This window comes from Pantoea sp. nfd-35 (genome assembly GCF_056892255.1).
In genome coordinates this window covers 2584548-2605687 of record NZ_CP122403.1, presented here as the reverse complement: position 1 = coordinate 2605687, position 21140 = coordinate 2584548, and the positions used below count along the sequence as shown (strand labels likewise).

Annotated in this window: 19 protein-coding genes and 3 pseudogenes; 12 read left to right on the top strand and 10 right to left on the bottom strand. The window is 50.4% G+C overall.

The annotated features are described in order from the left end of the window. Positions 1-83 precede the first annotated feature (83 nt). From P9J57_RS12115 to P9J57_RS12105, 3 genes are all read left to right on the top strand, one after another. Positions 84-509 carry a hypothetical protein gene (locus P9J57_RS12115; RefSeq protein WP_105083100.1) on the top strand — a complete coding sequence of 142 codons (426 nt, stop codon included), beginning with the start codon at positions 84-86 and terminating at the stop codon, positions 507-509. Positions 510-654: 145 nt separating this feature from the next. Further along, positions 655-1044: a hypothetical protein gene (locus P9J57_RS12110; RefSeq protein ID WP_105083101.1), complete on the top strand. Its 390-nt coding sequence runs from the start codon at positions 655-657 to the stop codon at positions 1042-1044. 554 nt (positions 1045-1598) lie between these two features. Continuing rightward, complete coding sequence (locus P9J57_RS12105) at positions 1599-2387, top strand: YiiX/YebB-like N1pC/P60 family cysteine hydrolase (RefSeq protein WP_105083102.1); 789 nt, start codon at positions 1599-1601, stop codon at positions 2385-2387. Between the two features lie 284 nt (positions 2388-2671). Here the strand turns inward: P9J57_RS12105 and P9J57_RS12100 are convergent. Continuing rightward, positions 2672-3629, bottom strand: a pseudogene (locus P9J57_RS12100) (IS3 family transposase). A 230-nt stretch (positions 3630-3859) separates the two neighbouring features. Between P9J57_RS12100 and P9J57_RS12095 the strand changes: the two are divergent. Together P9J57_RS12095 and P9J57_RS12090 are read left to right on the top strand one after the other, a co-directional pair. After that, positions 3860-4474, top strand: a complete 615-nt coding sequence (locus tag P9J57_RS12095; protein ID WP_105083103.1) for a hypothetical protein — start codon at positions 3860-3862, stop codon at positions 4472-4474. Positions 4475-4574: 100 nt separating this feature from the next. Further along, entirely contained in the window at positions 4575-4955 is a 381-nt protein-coding gene (locus tag P9J57_RS12090) for a hypothetical protein (protein WP_105083104.1), read from the top strand. A gap of 490 nt (positions 4956-5445) precedes the next feature. Here the strand turns inward: P9J57_RS12090 and P9J57_RS12085 are convergent. The 4 genes and pseudogenes from P9J57_RS12085 to pth form a co-directional block, all read right to left on the bottom strand. Continuing rightward, positions 5446-6557: pseudogene (locus tag P9J57_RS12085) on the bottom strand (IS3 family transposase). Between the two features lie 42 nt (positions 6558-6599). Continuing rightward, positions 6600-7720 (bottom strand): annotated as a pseudogene (locus P9J57_RS12080) (tyrosine-type recombinase/integrase). A 195-nt stretch (positions 7721-7915) separates the two neighbouring features. Next, complete coding sequence (gene ychF, locus P9J57_RS12075) at positions 7916-9007, bottom strand: redox-regulated ATPase YchF (protein ID WP_013025517.1); 1092 nt, start codon at positions 9005-9007, stop codon at positions 7916-7918. 106 nt (positions 9008-9113) lie between these two features. Continuing rightward, complete coding sequence (gene pth, locus P9J57_RS12070; protein WP_014606001.1) at positions 9114-9701, bottom strand: aminoacyl-tRNA hydrolase; 588 nt, start codon at positions 9699-9701, stop codon at positions 9114-9116. A gap of 260 nt (positions 9702-9961) precedes the next feature. Between pth and ychH the strand changes: the two genes are divergently transcribed. Beyond that, positions 9962-10240: a stress-induced protein YchH gene (gene ychH, locus P9J57_RS12065; RefSeq protein ID WP_013025519.1), complete on the top strand. Its 279-nt coding sequence runs from the start codon at positions 9962-9964 to the stop codon at positions 10238-10240. Here the strand turns inward: ychH and P9J57_RS12060 are convergent. The 4 genes from P9J57_RS12060 to lolB all read right to left on the bottom strand — a co-directional run bounded on the left by P9J57_RS12060 (position 10232) and on the right by lolB (position 14168). After that, positions 10232-11386 carry a GGDEF domain-containing protein gene (locus P9J57_RS12060; protein WP_483279229.1) on the bottom strand — a complete coding sequence of 385 codons (1155 nt, stop codon included), beginning with the start codon at positions 11384-11386 and terminating at the stop codon, positions 10232-10234. The two genes, ychH and P9J57_RS12060, sit on opposite strands and share 9 nt — an antisense overlap. 220 nt (positions 11387-11606) lie before the next feature. Next, a complete protein-coding gene (prs, locus tag P9J57_RS12055) occupies positions 11607-12554 on the bottom strand; it encodes a ribose-phosphate diphosphokinase (RefSeq protein ID WP_006118899.1) in 948 nt (315 codons plus the stop codon). Positions 12555-12690: 136 nt separating this feature from the next. After that, complete coding sequence (ispE, locus tag P9J57_RS12050) at positions 12691-13548, bottom strand: 4-(cytidine 5'-diphospho)-2-C-methyl-D-erythritol kinase (RefSeq protein ID WP_013025521.1); 858 nt, start codon at positions 13546-13548, stop codon at positions 12691-12693. After that, a complete protein-coding gene (gene lolB / locus P9J57_RS12045) occupies positions 13545-14168 on the bottom strand; it encodes a lipoprotein insertase outer membrane protein LolB (protein ID WP_014605999.1) in 624 nt (207 codons plus the stop codon). Before lolB ends, ispE begins: the two co-directional genes overlap by 4 nt. A 217-nt stretch (positions 14169-14385) precedes the next feature. Between lolB and hemA the strand changes: the two genes are divergently transcribed. Genes hemA through kdsA form a run of 6 tightly spaced genes read left to right on the top strand, consistent with a single transcriptional unit; the run spans position 14386 to position 19735 of the window. Then, entirely contained in the window at positions 14386-15642 is a 1257-nt protein-coding gene (hemA, locus tag P9J57_RS12040; RefSeq protein ID WP_014605998.1) for a glutamyl-tRNA reductase, read from the top strand. A gap of 42 nt (positions 15643-15684) precedes the next feature. Continuing rightward, complete coding sequence (prfA, locus tag P9J57_RS12035) at positions 15685-16767, top strand: peptide chain release factor 1 (RefSeq protein ID WP_013025524.1); 1083 nt, start codon at positions 15685-15687, stop codon at positions 16765-16767. Then, complete coding sequence (gene prmC, locus P9J57_RS12030; protein WP_105082513.1) at positions 16767-17609, top strand: peptide chain release factor N(5)-glutamine methyltransferase; 843 nt, start codon at positions 16767-16769, stop codon at positions 17607-17609. Before prfA ends, prmC begins: the two co-directional genes overlap by 1 nt. Before the next feature lie 41 nt (positions 17610-17650). Continuing rightward, entirely contained in the window at positions 17651-18049 is a 399-nt protein-coding gene (locus P9J57_RS12025) for a SirB2 family protein (protein ID WP_015700453.1), read from the top strand. Continuing rightward, positions 18046-18855 carry an invasion regulator SirB1 gene (sirB1, locus tag P9J57_RS12020; protein ID WP_014593560.1) on the top strand — a complete coding sequence of 270 codons (810 nt, stop codon included), beginning with the start codon at positions 18046-18048 and terminating at the stop codon, positions 18853-18855. Before P9J57_RS12025 ends, sirB1 begins: the two co-directional genes overlap by 4 nt. 25 nt (positions 18856-18880) lie before the next feature. Further along, the gene (gene kdsA / locus P9J57_RS12015) at positions 18881-19735 is read left to right on the top strand and encodes a 3-deoxy-8-phosphooctulonate synthase (protein WP_013025528.1); all 855 of its coding nucleotides are present in this window, start codon (positions 18881-18883) and stop codon (positions 19733-19735) included. Between the two features lie 66 nt (positions 19736-19801). On the opposite strand, the gene chaA is transcribed toward kdsA, so the two are convergent. Further along, entirely contained in the window at positions 19802-20893 is a 1092-nt protein-coding gene (chaA, locus tag P9J57_RS12010) for a sodium-potassium/proton antiporter ChaA (RefSeq protein WP_013025529.1), read from the bottom strand. Positions 20894-21140 lie beyond the last annotated feature (247 nt).

The following is a 21140-nucleotide window of genomic DNA, read 5'->3' as shown; positions in this document are numbered from 1 at the left end:
GGGGCAGGTCACAGTGATGCCCTGATTAATCAGCTCAGTAAGACAGTGACTATCCTCCGATTCGTCATAAACAAGGAAAGACCATGTTCGGATTCTTTAAAAAGAAAAAACCTGACGCTGAGCCCGGGCAAGCTCCCCGACTGACGGCGCAACAGTTTATCGCGCTGACGCTGAGTGATGAAAAGTTGTCGATGCCTGTGTACCTGCCGGGGATCCGCAGTGAGGCTGAATGCGACGAGCTGGGGCTATGGCCACTCATCTACATCTGGAATGTGGATCGTGCTGCTGGCACGTTCAGCCTTTCTGTTAACGGTAAAGCCATTGCCCACCTCCTGGAGCCTTTCGTGCCCCGTGAAGACCCTGCGTATGTTGAAATACGTGATGAGGCGATGAAGGTTATTTCCGAGGCTTCAACGCAGTCCGTGCTGGCAACCATTGAGAAAACCGACCTCATGCCCGATGTTTCGTTCGCTTACCATGCTGAGGATGCACAGCAGGAGCTGGACTGACAGTCGGGGAGTGTCTGAGATTACGCTAGGGATCCTGTTAGTCACACCTGTCATCGCAACGCTAAATTCTCGTCAAGAAATACTCTAGGCTGCCGAAATATACATTAAGCGTTAATCATGAACATAACCAAAAGGATGGATCCGCATGAATAAACTCCTGCTTCTTGTTCCGCTCGTGTTTGCTGCTCCGGTACTGGCTTCTGAAGTGACGGTGGGTCAGATTTGCAAGGCTGCTTCAGCGGCGATGTTCGGCCGTGACCACAAAATTATGCAGCTGGACAAAGTCGAGTCAGGTACTGCTTACGTACATTATATCCGACAGAGCGATGACACCCGCTGGGCCATCAAGTGCAAACTTATCGGCAATCAAGTGATGTGGGCGTCTGACAACCCTGACAGCACCGGTCGCTGGCGGGACGATCCTGCAGACAGCACAGTCAAATATGCTGTTGAGGGTAAAAAAATCATTATTACAGAGGTCTACAGCGACGGTTCCAGTAGCTCCAATTCTTATCCGTTGAAGCAACTACAGTGACTGCACACAAGCTTCTAATCATATCTTGTGAGCAGCCGGGTGCATTTGATTATGCGCATGACGCTTTTAGTGCGTGGCGTAAACGCGTTCAGCATACCTGCAACTGGATAGCTCGTGTGAAGGTAGCAAGGGGATCAAGCTTAAGGATGAAGTGACATAAGATGATTGCAACAGTCCTGAGGAGAATCCGCTATCCCTAGTTCATGTCATTCTGCTTATTGTGATCGCGAGCCTATGTCTGGGATGAAGGCAGCACACAAGGAGATTTGAGACAAATGTCTAAGGACACAGAGATATCCTCCCCCAGCTCAAAATGATCTGAGTGGAGGTGATCTTGCGAGAGGATGCTTCCCTCAATGGAAAGAGTTATTCGGGAGCAATGGAATTTATCAGAGTGGGGGGGGCTACTAACAGAATCTGTCAGTGGTCTTTCAGGCAATGAGTATTTTAAATGCCCCTTTGACTATGTTCCATGATTAAAACTGTGATAAAAAATACGTGGAATTAAAATTGATAGGTCTTGATGAGATAAACTACTAGTAAAAGGAAAGAAAATGTCTATTTTTGGCTTGAATGCAGGTGATGTTCTTTTAGTTAATAATCGAACTCGGGGTAACATTTTAGGACAAAAGATTTTACGCCCACAAAGATCTGTAAACACAACCCATATTGCATTAAGTTTAGGTGAGGGCGGATTTATACATGCTGGCAAGTCTTGCGGCGTTGACTTAATTTTCCTCTCTGAATTGATTAGTGAATCTGAAGGTAACTGGAGAGTCATTAGACATTGCGGCGTGCACCAAGAGATTGAAGAAAAAGTACAAGAACTTGCAATATTTCACCTGAAAAAGACATATAACAAAGGCATCATTCTCAGAGAGAATGAAAAATCTCTTTTCTGCTCTCAGTTTGTTGATGTAGTCTTCAGGAATATTGGTATTGATATTTTTAGACGCGAAAAAGGTGAAAGGTTAATAACTTTTAGTAACGCTCTTCCTGTTGATTTTGAAAGTCTTCTTTTGGAAAAAGATAAGTGGAGCGATGTATCTGATACCTATCGAGAAAAATTAGATGACATTTTTGTAATAAAAAACCTTGAGGCTATTTTTTCAACAAAAAGATCACTGGTAAACATAGCAAAAAACCAATGCAATGACCTCTCTGTATATTCGACCATTGTACATTTTATGAAAGACTCACATGACCAGTTACCGGTTGAGTTTCAGAGTGAAAGTTTGTACGAGATATTATCAGAAAATATTAAAGACCTCGAGGAATCTGAAAGTAACCTTCTGTATGACTTCTGGGACTCAAGATCAAAGCATCGAATAAAAAGAAATTAGTACTGCTCTCATGTAGTTATGCATAAAGTGTCATTCACTATCCAATAAGATCTTTATGTGCAAGTGTTGGTAAAAATGTTGAGATGCAGTTACCAGTTACCAGTTACCAGTTACCAGTTACCAGTTACGTGCTCCCCGTTTATTAACACACCGCAGTGTTAGTAATGTCTTCATAATGACCCGCTCCCCGTATATGATCCATTCATAACCAGTAATATCCGGCTTCAGTCTGGCTGCATATTCTAGCAACCGGCAGATTTCCCGGCAAATTCTGACGGCGTCATTCAGCCCAGTGTAGAATGGGTACGTCTCTGGTTATAGTGTATGCGCCAGGCCTCAATTTTGCACCGGGCATCTTCCAGCGACATGAACCCGTTTTCATTCAGGCATTACTCCCGCAGCCTGCCGTTGAACGACTCCACCGTCGCATTTTCCGTTGGGGTTCCCGGGCGTGAGAAGTCTATACGGCTCCCCCGTTCATACACCCACTTGTCCAGCATTTTTCCTGCAAACTCAGAGCCGTTATCGGTTTTCAGCAACTGTGGTAAAGGACGTCTGAACGCAATACTGTCAAGCATCTCCGCAACCTCCGTTGAGCGCAGATTCTGGACCACGCAGATCCCCAGACATTCACGCGTGTAGAGATCAATTACCGTCAGCAGGTGTAACCGACGCCCGTCAAATAATGCGTCAGAGACAAAGTCCATGCCCCGGATATGATTCGGATACAATCCCTGATGCTGGGGTTGTCGGCGCTGTGCCGATTTGTTACGAAGTGGACGTTTGAGACGCAGGGACAGACCCTGCTCGCTGTAGAGTCGACAGATGCGTTTATGGTTATGCTGCCAGCCTTTACGCCTGAGCATGGCGTGAACTCTGCGATAGCCATAGTGGATCCGGGTTTCGCTGAACTCCCTGATGCGCAGGCTTAGCGTGCCTGCAGATCCCGGACCCATTCGCGCAGTCGCGCCAGCGTAAGTTCTTTTTTGCCAGCACATCCTGCAGCATGGCCTTGTCGAGGCTCAGATCAGCAACCCGCTTCTTCAGCCTGAGATTCTCTTCCTCAGGCTGTCGCATATGCTTCAGTTCAGATGGTGAAATCAAGCCGTATTTCTTGCGCCACGTACAGAATGTGGCATCGGGGATACCCAGCTTGCGACAGACCTCCGGTACTGATGTACCCTGTTCAGCCTGCCTGAGGGCAAAGACAATCTGTTCTTCAGTGAATCGTGACTTTTTCATTGGCTCAACCTCCGCTCGGGGGGGATTAATCATGCCGGAATTCTGTTTCTGAACAGAGTAGGATTTTGGGCCAGGGTCACCCTAATATCTTGCTCAGAAAGACTCATATATAGGCCTTATAGAATCAAAATTTACCTTATGATGGACTCATCATAGCCATATTGCTTAGCGAGTTGATTAATACTTATCATTATAATAATATTCTTTTTTTATTAATTATGGTTTTAACAATGAGTGAGCTTCAGGATTTTAATTTGGTTAAATGCTTGTTATTGGAATTTTTAACCCGAAAGGAAATTAAAGAAAAATTCGCTTATGTCATTAAAAATGAATACAATGACTGGGAGAAATGGTTTCAGATTGAGTTTGAGTACTTTCTTTTAAACAAAAAGAAATTCAAAACAAGAAGGGAATTAAAAGCTAAGTCGGATGGGAGAAGTAAACTTGGAAGGCTTTACATGTTTGTTGATTTAATTTTCAGAAAGCCAAATACAGCAAGGAATAATTATTTTTATATTGAATTCAAGAGAGCTATCAAAGCAACAACTTTAGTCAAGGCAATGTTAAAAGACATTGTTAAAGTTAGATCTATAATAAAATCACATTACGCTGAAACAGAAATTAAACAGCGTTCCTTCTGGTGCGTAGGCTTTTACCATTCTTTCAACCCTTTAACTGTGGGACGTGCAAAAGACGAAATAGAGAGTTATTCTAAGAACTTCCATGAACGTGTTTACCTTTGCAATTGTAGAGGAAAGAGTCATAAAAATGATTGCTATCAAATTGGTGTCGTAATAATTTCGTGCTATACGGGGCGAGGGAAGATTATTAACTCATACATTTAAATTAGATCGAGTTGGGAAAACTCCCGATCTTCGCCGAACATAAGAGAACCTTGACTAATTTGATATTAATGATAGTATTTTATTTTTTAGGAATTTTCTCATGAAAGAGATAGCTACTCTGGGTAACAGAACATTTTTAGGAACTTCTCAATATCTTATCCCACCTAATGAAGCCTTGAAACTGCAATTGTTGTTTGACCAAAACGACGCAGTCAGCTTGAGCAGTCCGGTTAAGATATCAATCAATATTAAATTTTATAATGATGAAAAATCAAATCCTTCAGCAGGATTTTCTCCCCAAAAAGATGGTACAGCAGACTTCGTCATTACCAACTGGAATAGTCCGCTAGGTACATCACTTAACAAGCCCTTTGAATTGGTTACTATTGAGGAGACCCACATAGTTGACCTAATGTTATACAACGCGCTTATTGGTGAAACTAACTTTATTACCCTTCAATTTTGGATTAGGGAATTATGATGCCTACTGGAAATCAAAACCTTAATACCAGAACTATTGAAGTAGATGAGATATCTTCAAATATTAAGTCATCTTTAATTGAAGTTAGTGAAGATAAGCTATTATTAATACTCAACAATTACTCACAAAATATTAGCAAAAGCAAATCTTGGATAACTTACTTAAGCATAGGGTTTACGATACTTATCTCTTTATTAACCTCTGATTTTAAAAATTTTGCAGGGATTGATGCTGGAGCGTGGAAAGGGCTTTTTATAATTGGTCTGATTATATGTTTACTATGTACAATATATAGCCTTTTTGCTCACTCCAGGCCCAGCATCGACTCTGTTGTAACTGAAATTAAAGGAAGGAAACTAAATTCCTAATCAAATTCTTGACATATTATAAGCCTGTCATAGTTGCTGACGGGCTTACAAACACTAACTCCTCAGCAGATGACTTCATTTAAGGCTACATAATAACCCTTCCTAATGTAGATAGACCCGTTTTAGTTCCAGGCATTTTTTGAGATCCCGGCCAAATGATTGTGTTGCCGATATTCCTCCGGCGTCATATTGTTCAGTGATTCATGCGGGCGTTCACAGTTATATTCTGACACCCACCTTTCCGTGATTTCCCGCACTTCATTCAGCGTTCTGAACAGATAAAAATCGAGTATTTCTGTACGGTATGTTCGGTTAAAGCGCTCAATAAAAGCGTTCCGCGTCGGCTTACCCGGCTGAATAAATTCCAGTTTTACTGCATGTTGCTCTGCCCATTCAGCCAGTGCATGTGAGATAAATTCCGGACCATTATCCATGCGTAGCATGACCGGATAGCCGCGATTTGCCGCAATCCTGTCGAGTACACGGACCACGCGCAAAGCTGGCAGATTCAGATCGATTTCAATCGACAATGCCTCACGGTTAAAGTCATCAACGACATTGAACGTGCGAAAACGACGGCCACAGACCAGAGCATCATGCATAAAATCGACAGACCAGCTCTGGTTCAGCGCTTCCGGTGTGACCAGTGGCGAGGGATTACGCACCGGCAACCGTTGTTTGCCTTTACGGCGAAAATTCAGCTTCAGCAGACAATAAATCCGATGGATCCTTTTGTGATTCCACGGGTATCCCTGCCGCCGCAGAACCTGGAAAAGTTTTGGAAAACCATACCGTGGGTATCGGTCTGCCACTGCCTGCAACGCGACAATAACGGGTTCGTCACGCGTGGTATCCGGACGGTAATGGTAAACCGTTCTGCTCAGGTTCAGACTCCGGCAGGCCTGACGGATACTGAGTCCAAATGTCGTTATCAGATGAGTGACCAGCTCACGCTTAAAGGCTGGTTTTAAAGCTTTTTTTCGATAACGTCTTTCAGCGCCCGGTTCTCAAGGCTCAGGTCGGCAAACATCTGTTTGAGACGCCGATTCTCGTCCTCAAGATCCTTGATCTTTTTAATGTCAGAAGCCTCCATGCCGCCGTATCTGGACTTCCAGTTGTAGTAGGTGGCTTCAGAGATACCGGCCTCCCGGCAGACATCTTTAACGGTTCGTCCGGCTTCAACCTATTTAATTACGGCAATGATCTGATGCTCAGTAAAACGGGCTTTACGCATAGCGATCTCCTTTGTTGACAGAGTGATTATGCCGGAGGATCTCTAAATGTGAATGGCACGATTATGCGGGATACTTACAATATCAGCGTGCGCAAGTTGGGCCTCAATAGCATCAGGCCGTTAGCCCATCTCGTTTAAACGTTTACAGCCTGTAATTCTTGTAGCATGTGGGCTATAAGTACCACTCAAGCCAAGGCTTTTAAGTAGCTGGCGCAGAGAGTGCGATGTCATTAGACCTGGAGGATTATCCCTGCCCGGAAAAGGGCTGTCGATGCCCGGTTAATCCCTGTAGTGTTCTGAGCATGTTGACAGCTTGATAGGGAAGGCGAATAACATGTTCTCTGCGGGCTTTCATGCGCGTTGCCGGAATGGTCCACAGTGCGTTACCAAGATCGAATTCTGCCCATTCTGCCTCTGTGACTTCGGCTGGCCGCGCCCGCGTCCACCACATTAGCCACATGCAATAGTTAACTTGGTACGAGCCGCGACTGTTGTCAAAACAGCTTAATAGCCTCCCGATTTGCTGTGGACTCAATGCCTGTTTATGCTGTTTCTTATTGGCGGGGAGGGCCTTGCGCGCCAGTCAGACAGGATCGCTATCTGCTCTAATCGTCGCCACCGCCAGCTCAAAAACGGATGAAATGGTGCGGCGGGCTTCAGCGGCAACGGTCGGAGCGCCGCGCTTAGCCGTTTCCTGAAGAATTTTCAGAATGTGATGTGGGGTGATCTCTCTGACTGGGAGCTTACCGATTGCAGGGAAAACCACACGTTCAAGCATATCCAGTCGCCGCGTTTTGGTGATTTCGGCCCAGTCTTTCATCTGCAACCACTCTTTGGCGATGAGCTCAAAGTTATTAGAAGCGTCATTGACCTTGCGGATCTTATCTCACTAACGAGCCTGTGTCGGGCTAACGCCATCTGCGACTGTTTTCGCGCTTGCTCGTATTTCTCGCGAGCTTCGGCGAGCTTTATCGCCAGATACTCACCCAACGCAAACATGCTTGATTTACCCTGAGTTTAAACCGATAGCATTATGCCTTTTTGCCATTGGGTTTCACTTCGAGGTAGAGACCGTTGAAATCATTAAGTCGATAGAGTTTTTCTTTCGGCCTGGCAGTGCGACATTGCGTATTGGTGAGCGTAACGGGGCCTAGTTTATTTATTACACCGTTTCTGTATTCACTTAAAAAGGAAAATGGAAGAATGTTGTACTCATCCATCTACTCATTTTTGACTGCGCTTCTACGAAATCATTTGAGACGTTATGAAATGAAAAAATCCACGCAACTGCGTGGATTTAATCAGTTTTTGTGAAGCTCATGAGATTCAATGAAACCTCATGAGACAACACATTTTATTTAGACGTTAAACAAGAAGTTCATCACGTCGCCATCTTTAACGATGTATTCTTTACCTTCTGAACGCATTTTTCCGGCTTCTTTCGCGCCTTGCTCGCCCTTGTAGGCAATAAAGTCTTCAAACGCGATAGTTTGCGCGCGGATAAAGCCTTTCTCGAAGTCGGTATGGATTTTACCGGCTGCCTGTGGCGCGGTGGCACCGACAGGGATAGTCCATGCGCGAACTTCTTTCACGCCAGCGGTGAAATAGGTTTGCAGGTTTAGCAGGGAGTAACCGGCGCGGATCACGCGGTTCAGGCCTGGCTCTTCAATGCCCAACTCGGCCATAAACTCATCACGATCTTCATCTTCCAGCTCGGCGATGTCGGACTCAACGGCGGCGCAGACGGGCACCACAACAGAACCTTCTTTAGCCGCAATTTCGCGCACTTTATCCAGATAGGGGTTGTTCTCAAAACCGTCTTCGTTGACGTTGGCGATGTACATGGTGGGCTTCAGCGTCAGGAAACTCAGGTAACGCAGGGCGGCCTTGTCTTCTTCCGTCAGATCCAGCGCGCGCAGCATGCCCGCATTTTCTAAATGCGGCAGGCATTTTTCCAGTGCGGCCTGTTCTGCTTTAGCGTCTTTATCGCCGCCTTTGGCTTTCTTCTGTACGCGCTGCAGAGCACGTTCACAGGTGTCCAGATCCGCCAGCGCCAGCTCGGTGTTGATGGTTTCAATATCATCAGCCGGATCGACTTTGTTATTCACGTGAATGATATTGTCGTTCTCGAAGCAGCGCACCACGTGACCAATCGCTTCGGTCTCACGGATGTTGGTCAGGAACTGGTTGCCCAGGCCTTCACCTTTGGAGGCGCCTTTTACCAGGCCGGCGATATCAACGAATTCCATGGTGGTGGGCACTACGCGCTGCGGCTTAACGATCTCAGACAGCTGATCCAGACGCAGGTCTGGCATAGGGACGACGCCAGTATTGGGTTCAATCGTGCAGAAGGGGAAGTTAGCCGCTTCAATACCCGCTTTAGTCAGCGCGTTAAAAAGAGTGGATTTACCGACATTTGGCAGGCCCACGATACCGCATTTGAATCCCATGGTTTAGTACCCTTTATAGCTGTATGGGCAGAGCCATTAGCAGGCTCCGCCGGAAACGTAAGATAATTTTCGCGCATTATACACAGATTCGCGACAATCTGGGCGATTAGACAGGCTTAAAGGCATGCAGGCGGTTCATCGCCTTGATGCGGTCTTCCTTTAGCCACAGTTCGGTGCAGCGCGCCGCCTCGTCAATGGCATCATCAATCAGTTTTTGCTCGCTGGCTGGGGGCTTGCCCAAAACAAAGCCGGTGACCTTATTGCGATCGCCGGGATGGCCGATGCCAATCCGCAGGCGGTGAAAGTTATTGTTGTTGCCGAGCTTGCTGATAATGTCTTTCAGGCCGTTATGCCCGCCATGTCCGCCGCCTTGTTTAAATTTGGCAATGCCAGGGGGAAGGTCAAGTTCATCATGGGCCACCAGGATCTCTTCCGGCGCAATGCGATAGAAGGTCGCCATGGCTGCCACGGCTTTGCCGCTGAGGTTCATAAACGTGGTCGGCACCAGCAAGCGCACGTCTTCACCGGCTAAAGCCAGTCGTGCCGTATAGCCATAAAATTTGGCTTCTTCTTTCAACGACTGATTGTGACGCTCAGCCAGCAAGTCCAGATACCAGGCACCCGCATTGTGGCGCGTGGCGGCATATTCCGCGCCGGGATTCGCCAGGCCCACAATCAGTTTTATGCTGCTCACAAGGAATATCCTGCTGTAATAACTCAAGGGCGATAGTTTACTGTGCCGCGACGCGGATCACAAAGACCGCGCAGGGGAAATTATTAGTGTCAGTGATTAATTATTTTTCATCTAAATCAATAAACTGGAATAACGTATTGGTCACAAATCATCTGGCCTTTATGTGAGTTAGTGCACAAATTAGCCTGAGGGCATTGCCTACACTACTATCAGTTTAACATTGTGTGCGCTCATCCGACCGCGCATAAAGGAGGTGAAAGATGAAACGTCATCACTCACGCATGGCAGGTAATGCCTTGATGGGAATTGGACTCGTGACCATGCTTCTCGGCATCGGTTTTTCGATTATCAACCAGCTGCCTTCGCTTGATTTACCACAGATGCTGGCTCAGGGCGCGATGTTCGGCATTTTCTTTGGCGCACTGTTATGGCTGGTGGGCGCCTGTATTAGCGGTCGTGAAAAAGTAGAAGATCGCTATTACTGGGTGCGCCATTATGGCGATAAACGCTGTCGCCGCACCCATCATTCGTCACATTAGATTTTCTGACATAACCATGTAAGGTTCTGTCCGATTTCTGCCCTTGGCTTTGGCGCGATAGAGTGCTTTATCCGCCAGAGCCATTAGTTGACCAAAATCTATTTCGCCGTTATCTGCAGTCGCAAAACCGATACTGACTGAATAGGCGATCTGGCCGGGACGCGAATGCTGAACGGTCTGGCGTACCTGTTCGCACCACACTCGGGCTTGCTCAAAGCTGAGCGGCAGCAGTGCTGCAAACTCCTCACCGCCCAGTCTTGCAAAGCGGCCATCCTGTGGCAGCGTTCCCGAGACCCTGTTACAAAAATCAATTAACACCCGATCCCCTTGCTGGTGCCCGTAGCGGTCATTGATCCCTTTAAAATGATCAAGGTCGAATAACACGACCGTCAGCGCTTTGTTTTGCTTCAGGCAAAACCGGATCATAGCGTCCGCCCCGGAAAACAGTGCACGACGATTCCAGATATTGGTTAGCGGGTCATGAAGCGAGGCGTCCTTAAGTGCATTACGGGTGCGTTCATTCACCATAGCTAATATGGTGACGGTGAAGCCAATCACGAAAAGCATGGATTCCAGAATCACGTAGATCGAAAAGTCAGAACCGCTGATCGCCCCCTGTATGCCAACAGGACGGGTGTTATCCAGAAATAACCGGGCGACGTGAAAAAGCAGGTGAGTCCAGAGCAATAATTGTGCGGGCCAAAAGGTGGTATTCATATCACGGCGTGCCAGCCAGAGCAGATAAATGAGTGCGGCGGTATAGGCGATGCAAAGCAGGCAGAGCACCAAAACACGCAGTGATAAGCTGTAATAAAAGGTCGGAAACAGGCAGAGCAGAGACCACAGTGCCGCCCCTGCTAAGCCGGTCATGCCTGGGGATTTACCACAGAATGTGCGAAAAGCGCTAAATAACCCCCCGTAGGCCAGCATCACTAATACGTTGCTTACGGCCACCGGCAAGAACTGATCGCCCTTGCTGCGCAAGCTGCTGAGAAAAAAGGCAACAAGCGTGAGTACGATGGCGACACAGACATACCCCAGAATGCGGTCATAGTGAGATCCGACCCAGGCAAAGATCATAATCAGGCTCATAAACCCCAGTACGTAGAGTTCGCAAATAAATAACGTAAAGACGTCGAGGTTCATAGTGGGCGGCGATCGCAATAAAAAGTGCGGGCAAATTACCACTCAACTCAAAAAGGCAAAAGGCCAGATAACATAATTTCAGCGAAAGAGTTTTTCGTAGTGATCGTGACAATAACTGAGGTCACTCATAATGAAAATTTCTGAAAACCAAGCAGCTTTGTCGGAGGGAATAAACAGGAGACAAAAGAAAAGGCCGGGCATAATGCCCGGCCTGCGAAGATTAATGTTCGAACATTGCCGAAATGGACTCTTCGTTACTGATGCGGCGAATCGCTTCGGCCAGCATACCTGACAGCGTCAGGGTACGGACGTTTGGCAGCGACTTCATCTCTTCTGATAACGGAATGGTGTCACAGACGATAACCTGATCGATAACAGATTTACGCAGGTTTTCCACCGCATTGCCAGAGAAGATAGGGTGCGTAGCGTAAGCGAACACGCGCTTGGCACCGCGCTCTTTTAACGCTTCTGCGGCTTTGCACAGTGTGCCGCCGGTGTCGATCATGTCGTCGACCAGCACACAGTCACGGCCCGCAACGTCACCAATGATATGCATGACCTGAGAAACGTTCGCACGCGGGCGACGTTTATCGATGATTGCCATATCGGTGTCGTTCAGCAGTTTGGCAATGGCACGAGCGCGCACTACGCCGCCAATGTCCGGAGACACAACAATCGGGTTTTCCAGACCGATTTGTAACATATCCTCCAGCAGAATCGGGCTGCCGAATACGTTATCAACCGGGACGTCAAAGAAGCCCTGGATCTGCTCGGCGTGCAGGTCAACCGTCAGAACACGGTCAACACCGACGCTGGAAAGGAAGTCAGCCACAACTTTAGCCGTAATAGGCACGCGGGCGGAGCGCACGCGGCGGTCCTGGCGGGCATAACCAAAGTAGGGGATAACAGCGGTAATACGACCAGCTGAAGCACGACGCAGCGCGTCGACCATCACGACCAGTTCCATCAAATTATCATTGGTGGGAGCACAGGTGGACTGGATGATGAAAATATCACCACCGCGTACATTTTCATTAATCTGTACGCTTACTTCGCCATCACTGAAACGGCCAACGGCGGCGTCTCCCAGGCTGGTGTAAAGGCGGTTGGCAATACGTTGTGCTAGTTCCGGGGTGGCGTTACCAGCAAAAAGCTTCATATCAGGCACGAGAAGAACCTCAGGCTTTGCGTCCAGAGAATGAACGTCATGACAGTAACCGGCGAATACTGTCGTGAACGTTCACACGGGTATGTGAGTGCGAAACGTGCTGTGTCTGGAACAGGGTGACACAGTCACGCTATCGCTAATCGCCTTGCAGAGTACGCTGTAACGGCGAGACGTTAAGGCCTCGAGCTACAAAACCGCGCACCCATGGTGGGGCAAGTTCCAGCACCTGGCGAGCAGCATGCTCGGTGTCAAATTCAGCAAACACACAAGCACCTGTCCCCGTCAGGCGCGACGGCGCGTATTCTAGCAGCCATGAAACAAGCTCATCAACCTCACGAAAACGTTTTCTTACTACTGATTCGCAATCGTTGACGAACGGAGCCTGTAAAAGTGCTGATAAACTGCGCACGGGCGTGTCACGGGTAAGCGCCGGATCGTTGAAGACCACCGGCGTGGCCACGCTGACGCCTGGATGGGCAACAAGATACCATTTTTCTGCAGGCGATGCTGGAGAAAGCACCTCACCGACGCCTTCGGCAAAGGCGGCATAGCCTTTAACAAAAACCGGGACGTCGGCGCCCAGTTTCACGCCCAGTTCCGCCAGCGCCTCAGGGGAAAAGCCGGTCTGCCACAGGTGGTTTAGCGCAACCAGCACGGTGGCGGCATTCGACGAGCCGCCGCCCAGCCCGCCGCCCATGGGCAAACGCTTTTCAATGGCAATGCGCGCACCAGCCCTGGCAGGCAGGCTGCCGTTTTCACGCGCCGCCGACTTGAGGCTCTCTGCCGCCCGGACAATCAGGTTTTGCGCATCCGGCACGCCAGGCACCGGCGTTAACAGCCTGATCTCATCGCTCGTGTCGGGCGTGATTGTCAGGCTGTCGCCATAATCAAGAAACTGAAACAGGGTTTGCAGATTATGGTAACCATCAGGCCGACGACCGGTGATGTACAAAAACAGATTCAGTTTTGCCGGAGCAGGCCAGGTGGTCATCATTTCAGCGTCCAGTTATCCATACGTAATTTAATACGCTGATCGCCTTCTTTTAACTCCAGGCTGGCCGGAAGCGGTGGATTGACCTTGTTGTCATAGTCAGCAATGGTCACCTGCCAGGTCTGGCCGTCATGCTTGTAGGTCAGGCTGCTTAGCTGGTACTGATCGTTGAGCTGGTAATCGGTCGCATCGCCCGGCAGGCCCATCATCCACTGGCGCAGGTTGGTCAGCGGGATATCCATGCCGGTCAGCTGCGAAATCATCTTCTGCGCATCGTTGCTGACATAACGTTTGCCTTTGTTGTCCACAATCTGCACCACTGAACCCTGAGCATCCAGCTGAAGCTCGGTGCTGCCTAACGGGTTGGTTAACAGCAGGCGATAGCGGTCGGCCGCGGTCTGCTGCCAGTTAAAGCGGGCATAGACTTTTTGTTTATCCGACAGATAGGCGAACGCGCCGCGCGTCTGATACTGGGTCACGTGGCTGACGGCTTGCTGATGCTGTTGCCACTGTGGCGCGGTGACGCTCGGGCCAGGACCTTGTGGTTTATTGATGCTACAGGCAGCCAGCAGAACACTGGCAAGGGGTAAAAGGCGCAACAGGTTGCGTGTAGAAGTCAGCATCAAGTGGTCATCTCCTCGGACACATTTTTAATTGATAACAGGTAACGCTAACCATCCGCGTTTTAACCGTCAATGCTCTTATACGGCAAAAACGCTATGATCGGCTTAATCTTATTACAGTCATAGCCTTTGTATGGCTTTTCTTGATCTGCTGCATCTTGTAGAATGCGCTTCACAAAACCCTGACATTTATTGGGATAACCCAACCTAAAACGCTATGACGCTGCTCGCACTCGGAATCAATCACAAAACTGCACCCATTGCTCTGCGCGAACGCGTTGCGTTCGGGCCGGAGTCGCTGGAGCAGGCCTTAAACAGCCTGTTATCCCAGCCTATGGTGCAGAGCGGCGTCGTGCTCTCTACCTGTAACCGAACCGAGCTGTACCTCAGTGTAGAGCAACAGGTCGATCTTCAGGAACGTCTGGTGCGCTGGCTGTGTGAATACCATCAGCTTGATGAAGCGGACGTGCGCAACAGTCTCTACTGGCATCAGGATAACGAGGCGGTTAGCCACCTGATGCGCGTGGCCAGCGGGCTGGACTCGCTGGTGTTGGGTGAACCCCAGATTCTGGGGCAGGTCAAAAAAGCCTTTGCCGACTCTCAGCGTGGTCATGCGCTGAGCAGCGAGCTGGAACGCATGTTCCAGAAAACCTTCTCGGTGGCCAAACGCGTTCGTACCGAAACCGATATTGGCGCCAATGCTGTCTCCGTGGCCTTTGCCGCCTGTACGCTGGCTCGTCAAATCTTCGAGTCGCTGTCCACGGTGAACGTGCTGCTGGTGGGCGCGGGAGAAACCATCGAACTGGTGGCCCGTCATCTCAGCGAGCATCAGGTGAAAAAGCTGATCATTGCGAACCGTACCCGTGAACGTGCGGAACTGCTGGCTAACGAAGTCGGTGCGGAAGTGATTAGCCTGGCCGATATTGATTCCCGCCTGGCCGATGCCGACATCGTGATTACCTCCACCTCCAGCCCGCTGCCGATCATCGGTAAAGGCATGATGGAGCGCGCGTTAAAAGCGCGTCGTAATCAGCCGATGCTGCTGGTGGATATTGCGGTTCCCCGCGATGTGGAGCCGGAAGTGGGCAAATTAGCCAACGCCTATCTTTACAGCGTTGACGATCTGCAGGCCATCATTGAGCAAAACCTTGCCCAGCGTAAAGCCGCTGCGGTGCAGGCCGAAAGCATTGTGGTGCAGGAATGCAGCGATTTTATGGCCTGGCTGCGTTCGCAAGGCGCGGTTAACTCCATTCGTGAGTACCGCTCGCAGGCAGACGATATTCGCGCTGAGCTGGAAGGCCGTGCGCTCCAGGCGCTGCAGCAGGGGGCAGATCCGCAGAAAGTCATGCAGGAACTGGCCCATAAGCTGACCAACCGTTTGATTCATGCTCCAACCAAATCTCTTCAGCAGGCCGCCCGCGACGGCGATAGCGAACGCCTGCAGATTTTACGCGACAGCCTGGGTCTCGATTAGGCACACTGCTGTCGTCATCTGTTACGGGAATCCCACAGTTAAATGAAAACCTCTATTGTTGCTAAACTGGAAGCGCTGCAGGAGCGCCACGAAGAAGTGGAAGCGATGCTGGGCGATGCCGGCGTGATTGCCGATCAGGACCGCTTTCGTGCTTTGTCGCGTGAATATGCTCAGTTGACCGATGTCACGCGCTGCTTCCGCGACTGGCAGCAGAACCAGGACGATATCGAAACCGCCAAAATGTTGCTCGACGATCCTGAGATGCGCGATATGGCGCAGGAAGAGCTTCTGGAAGCACGGGAAAAAAGTGAATCCCTGGAGCAACAGCTGCAGCTGTTACTGCTGCCGAAAGACCCGGACGATGAGCGCGACTGCTTTGTGGAAGTGCGGGCCGGCACCGGCGGCGACGAAGCGGCAATTTTTGCCGGCGATCTGTTCCGGATGTACAGCCGTTACGCCGAGTCACGTCGCTGGCGCGTTGAAATCGTCAGCGCCAACGAGGGCGAACATGGCGGCTACAAAGAAGTGATCGCCCGCGTGATGGGTGAAGGCGCCTACGGCCGCTTTAAATTCGAATCAGGCGGCCATCGCGTTCAGCGTGTGCCAGAAACCGAATCCCAGGGACGCATCCACACTTCCGCCTGTACGGTGGCGGTGATGCCGGAACTGCCGGAGGCCGAGCTGCCGGAGATCAACCCGTCTGATTTGAAAATTGATACGTTCCGCTCCTCAGGGGCCGGTGGTCAGCACGTTAACACCACCGACTCTGCGATTCGTATTACCCACCTGCCAACCGGTATTGTGGTGGAGTGCCAGGACGAACGTTCTCAGCACAAAAACAAAGCCAAAGCCCTGTCCGTACTGGGCGCGCGTATCCATGCGGCCGAAATGGCAAAACGCCACGAAGCTGAGGCCAGTACGCGCCGCAACCTGCTGGGCAGCGGCGACCGTTCTGACCGTATTCGGACCTATAACTTCCCGCAGGGCCGCGTCACCGACCATCGTATCAACCTGACGATCTACCGTCTGGATGAAACCATGGAAGGCAAGCTGGACAGTCTGATTGAACCTATTGTGCAGGAATATCAGGCTGACCAACTGGCCGCGCTGGCCGGTCAGGATTGATGGATATCCGTCACTGGCTTAAACAGGCGGTCGCCACCTTGTGTGGGGGCGACAGTCCGAAACGAGACGCAGAGATTTTGCTGGGGTTTGTGACCGGCAAATCCCGCAGCTGGCTGGTGGCGTTTGATGAAACTCTCCTGACGGAAGCGCAACTGCAACAGTTAGACGTGCTGCTGGCGCGTCGCGCCCGGGGCGAACCTGTTGCGCATCTGATCGGCGAGCGGGAGTTCTGGTCGCTGCCGCTGCTGGTGAACGACGCGACGCTGATCCCCCGTCCTGACACCGAAATACTGGTGGAGCAGGCGCTGGCGCATCTGCCTGAGTCACCATCACGCGTCCTGGATATGGGCACCGGAAGCGGGGCGATAGCCCTGGCGATTGCCAACGAACGTCCGGATTGCGACGTCATCGGTGTCGATCGCATTCCTGCTGCGGTCGCGCTGGCTCAGCGCAACGCCGCGCATCTGGCCATACCTAACGCCACCTTCATACAAAGCCACTGGTTTACGCAGATTGCGCCAGCCAGATTCGACCTGATTGTCAGTAATCCGCCCTATATCGACGCGAACGATCGCCACCTTAACGAGGGCGATGTGCGTTTTGAGCCACGCAGTGCGCTGGTGGCGGAAGAGGCGGGCCTGGCGGATTTACGGCTGCTGATCGAGCAGGCGATAAACTGGTTACAGCCAGGCGGCTGGCTGCTGCTGGAGCATGGCTGGCAGCAGGACGAAGCCGTGCGCCACTTGATGCAGCAGCATCATTACCTGTCGGTGGCGACGGCGAATGATTATGGCGGTAACCCCCGGGTCACGTTTGGGCAGGCAGCCCCGCACCCGGCCTGAGCGCGCTATTGAAGAATACTCAAGAACAACATGGATGAACGATGTTTGCTTACTATCCGCTAATCAAGAATCTGCACCTGCTGACCGTGGCAGTAACTATTTTGCTGTTTTTGCTGCGATTTTACTGGCAGCGCACAGGCTCTGCGATGCTGCAACGCCGCTGGATACGCATCCTGCCTCATGTCAATGACACGCTGTTGCTGCTGAGCGGTGCATCGCTGGTGATGATCACCCATTTCTATCCGTTTTCGCCTCAGGGAAGCTGGCTGACTGAGAAGCTGTTAGGCGTTATTATCTATATTGCCCTTGGGTCGGTTGCGTTAAGCCGCCGCCCACGTTCTGACCGCACCCGCTGGATCGCCTTTATCGTGGCATTGATTGCGCTGGTGACGATCATTAAGCTGGCACTGAGTAAAATGCCGTTACTGGGGATAGTATGAGCTCCACCGAACAACTCGATTACAGTGAGACACCGCTGTGTGAGGCAGTGATTGGTGCCACGATGGCCATCCGCACTGATTTCCCGGCGTTGTCGGTTGAAGAACAGTTAGCTGCGTTAGTGGCTGAAGCCCGTGACTACGTCAGTCATGAACAGGATGCCGATTTAAAGCTCGAAAAGCTGCTGGAGCTGTTTTACAAGCAGTGGAAATTTGGCGGTGCCAGCGGCGTCTATAACCTGTCAGATGCGCTCTGGCTGGATAAAGTGTTGAAAACCCGTCAGGGCACGGCGGTATCGCTGGGCGTGATCCTGCTGCATATCGCGGCTGAACTGGAATTACCCCTGATGCCGGTGATTTTCCCGACGCAGCTGATTCTGCGCGCCGACTGGCTCGACGGCGACAAGTGGCTGATTAATCCCTTTAACGGGGAAACCCTGGACACGCACACGCTGGAAGTGTGGCTGAAGGGCAATATCAGTCCGCTGGCGCGTCTGTATGATGACGATCTGGACGAAGCCAAAACCGAGAGCGTCATGCGCAAGATGCTGGATACGCTGAAAGCGGCCCTGATGGAAGAGAAGCAGATGGAGCTGGCCCTGAACGTCAGTCAGGTGCTTCTGCGAATTGATCCGGACGATCCCTATGAAATTCGCGATCGTGGTTTAATTTACGCTCAGCTTGAGTGCGAACATATCGCGTTAAATGACTTAACCTACTTCGTTGAACAGTGTCCTGAAGACCCGGTCAGCGAGATGATCAAAGTTCAGATTCACGCAATCGAACAAAAACGCGTGACGCTGCATTAAGCGTCACCCCAGATAAGGAAAGGGCATGACACAGAAAGTCGTCAGTATCGGTGATATCAAGGTCGCAAACGATCTGCCATTTGTTCTCTTCGGCGGCATGAACGTGCTGGAATCTTACGATCTCGCCATGCGCATCTGCGAGCACTATGTAAAAGTGACCGACAAACTCGGCATTCCTTACGTGTTCAAAGCGTCTTTTGACAAAGCCAACCGTTCCTCAATTCACTCTTACCGTGGTCCCGGCCTGGAAGAAGGCATGAAGATTTTTCAGGCGCTGAAGCAGGCGTTTGGCGTGAAAATCATTACCGACGTTCACGAAGCATCCCAGGCCCAGCCGGTTGCCGACGTCGTGGATGTGATTCAGCTGCCGGCTTTCCTGGCGCGTCAGACCGATCTGGTCGAAGCGATGGCAAAAACCGGCGCGGTGATTAACGTCAAGAAGCCGCAGTTTGTCAGCCCCGGCCAGATGGGCAATATCGTGGATAAGTTTGCCGAAGGCGGAAATGACAAAGTCATTCTCTGCGATCGCGGCAGTAACTTCGGCTATGACAACCTGGTTGTGGATATGCTGGGTTTCAACGTGATGAAGAAGGTGACCAATAACTCTCCGGTCATTTTCGACGTGACGCATGCGCTGCAAACCCGCGATCCTTTTGGTGCCGCCTCGGGCGGGCGCCGTGCTCAGGTGGCAGAGCTGGCCCGTGCCGGTATGGCCGTGGGCATTGCGGGTCTGTTTATCGAAGCGCATCCGGAACCCAACAGTGCTAAGTGCGATGGCCCGTCGGCGTTGCCACTGGACAAGCTGGAGCCTTTCCTGGTGCAGATGAAAGCGATTGATGATTTGGTCAAAAGCTTCCCGGCGCTGGATACCAGCAACTAAGCCAGCGGCTGCCGATAAGAAAAAAGAGCGAATAGTCGCTCTTTTTTTTTGTCTTGGATCAGCGGATTACAGCATTATCGTCATCAGGTAACCAATAAACAGTGCCAGATGGGCCGCGCCATTCAGTACGTTGGTCCTGCCGGTTGAGAAGCTGATCTGGCACAGAATCAGTGACGCAATCATAATCACCATCTGCGGCGGCTCCAGGCCAAAGATCAGTTCCTGTCCGGTCAGGGTGGCGATGATGGAGACTGCGGGCACCGTCAGTGAAATGGTCGCCAGCACCGAGCCAAAGAACAGGTTCATGGCGCGCTGAACCTGATTCATCAATACAGCCCTTATCGCGCCCAGCCCTTCCGGCGAAAGAATCAATAAGGCCACCAGGAAACCGGTGAACTGCTTAGGTGCGTTCATCTCGCTCAGCAAATGCTCCAGCGGGTTGGCATTCATCTTGGTTACGGCAATGACCGCAATCAGATGGATGATCAGCCAGATAGCGTGCCAGACGCTGCTGTGGGCAGAAGGCTTACCGTGATGGGGATCGCCATCATCGCTTTCATCTTCGTGCTCGTAGATAAACAGGCTCTGGTGCGTTTTAGTCTGAATCAACAAGAAAACGCCATACATTGCGGCAGAAATCGCAGCGATCAGCAGCGCCTGCGCCGTAGTGAAGTTTCCACCCGGCAGAGCATTCGGAAACACCAGAACCAGAATCGCCAACGGGAAAATGGCAATCAGATACTGTTTTACCCCAGCCAGATTCACATACTGAGTGGCAAATTTATTTCCACCCAGCAACAGCGCGAAGCCCACCAGACCGCCGGTCACAATCATGATGATGGAATAAAGCGTATCGCGCATCAGCGCCGGTGCCGCATCGCCGGTGGCCATCAGCGCTGAAATCAGGCTGACCTCGAGGATCACCACAGAAAGACTGAGAATCAGCGAGCCATAGGGTTCACCCAGACGGTGAGCCAGAACGTCCGCATGGCGCACGACGCTGAAGGCGCTGCTGAGGATCGCCAACAGCGCCAGTAAGTTAATACCGACCACAACAGGCAGTGAGGTTTGTGCGCTAAAAAAATAGAGTATGCCCAGGGCAATAAGGGGAAGTATTAGTGAAAACTCTTTGTGACGTGTTTTTTCATGTGAAGGCATTCACCATCCTCTCTGCTGAATAAAAGGGGTAATTCATTTACCCATCATTACATTGAAACTTATAGGTTACGCAGTTTAACTTTTCAATCACAATGAAGGTAAAAATTTACCGCTTTTTACTTTCAGGCTTTTTTTGTTTGAAGGGCGAATAACTTTCGCTTATCGCACGTTTCCTCTGTTAAATCAGGCGGAAGAAGATGCAATTACCAGGGTTATCCTGGCATTTAGCCCCATAAAAGGTAGTGAA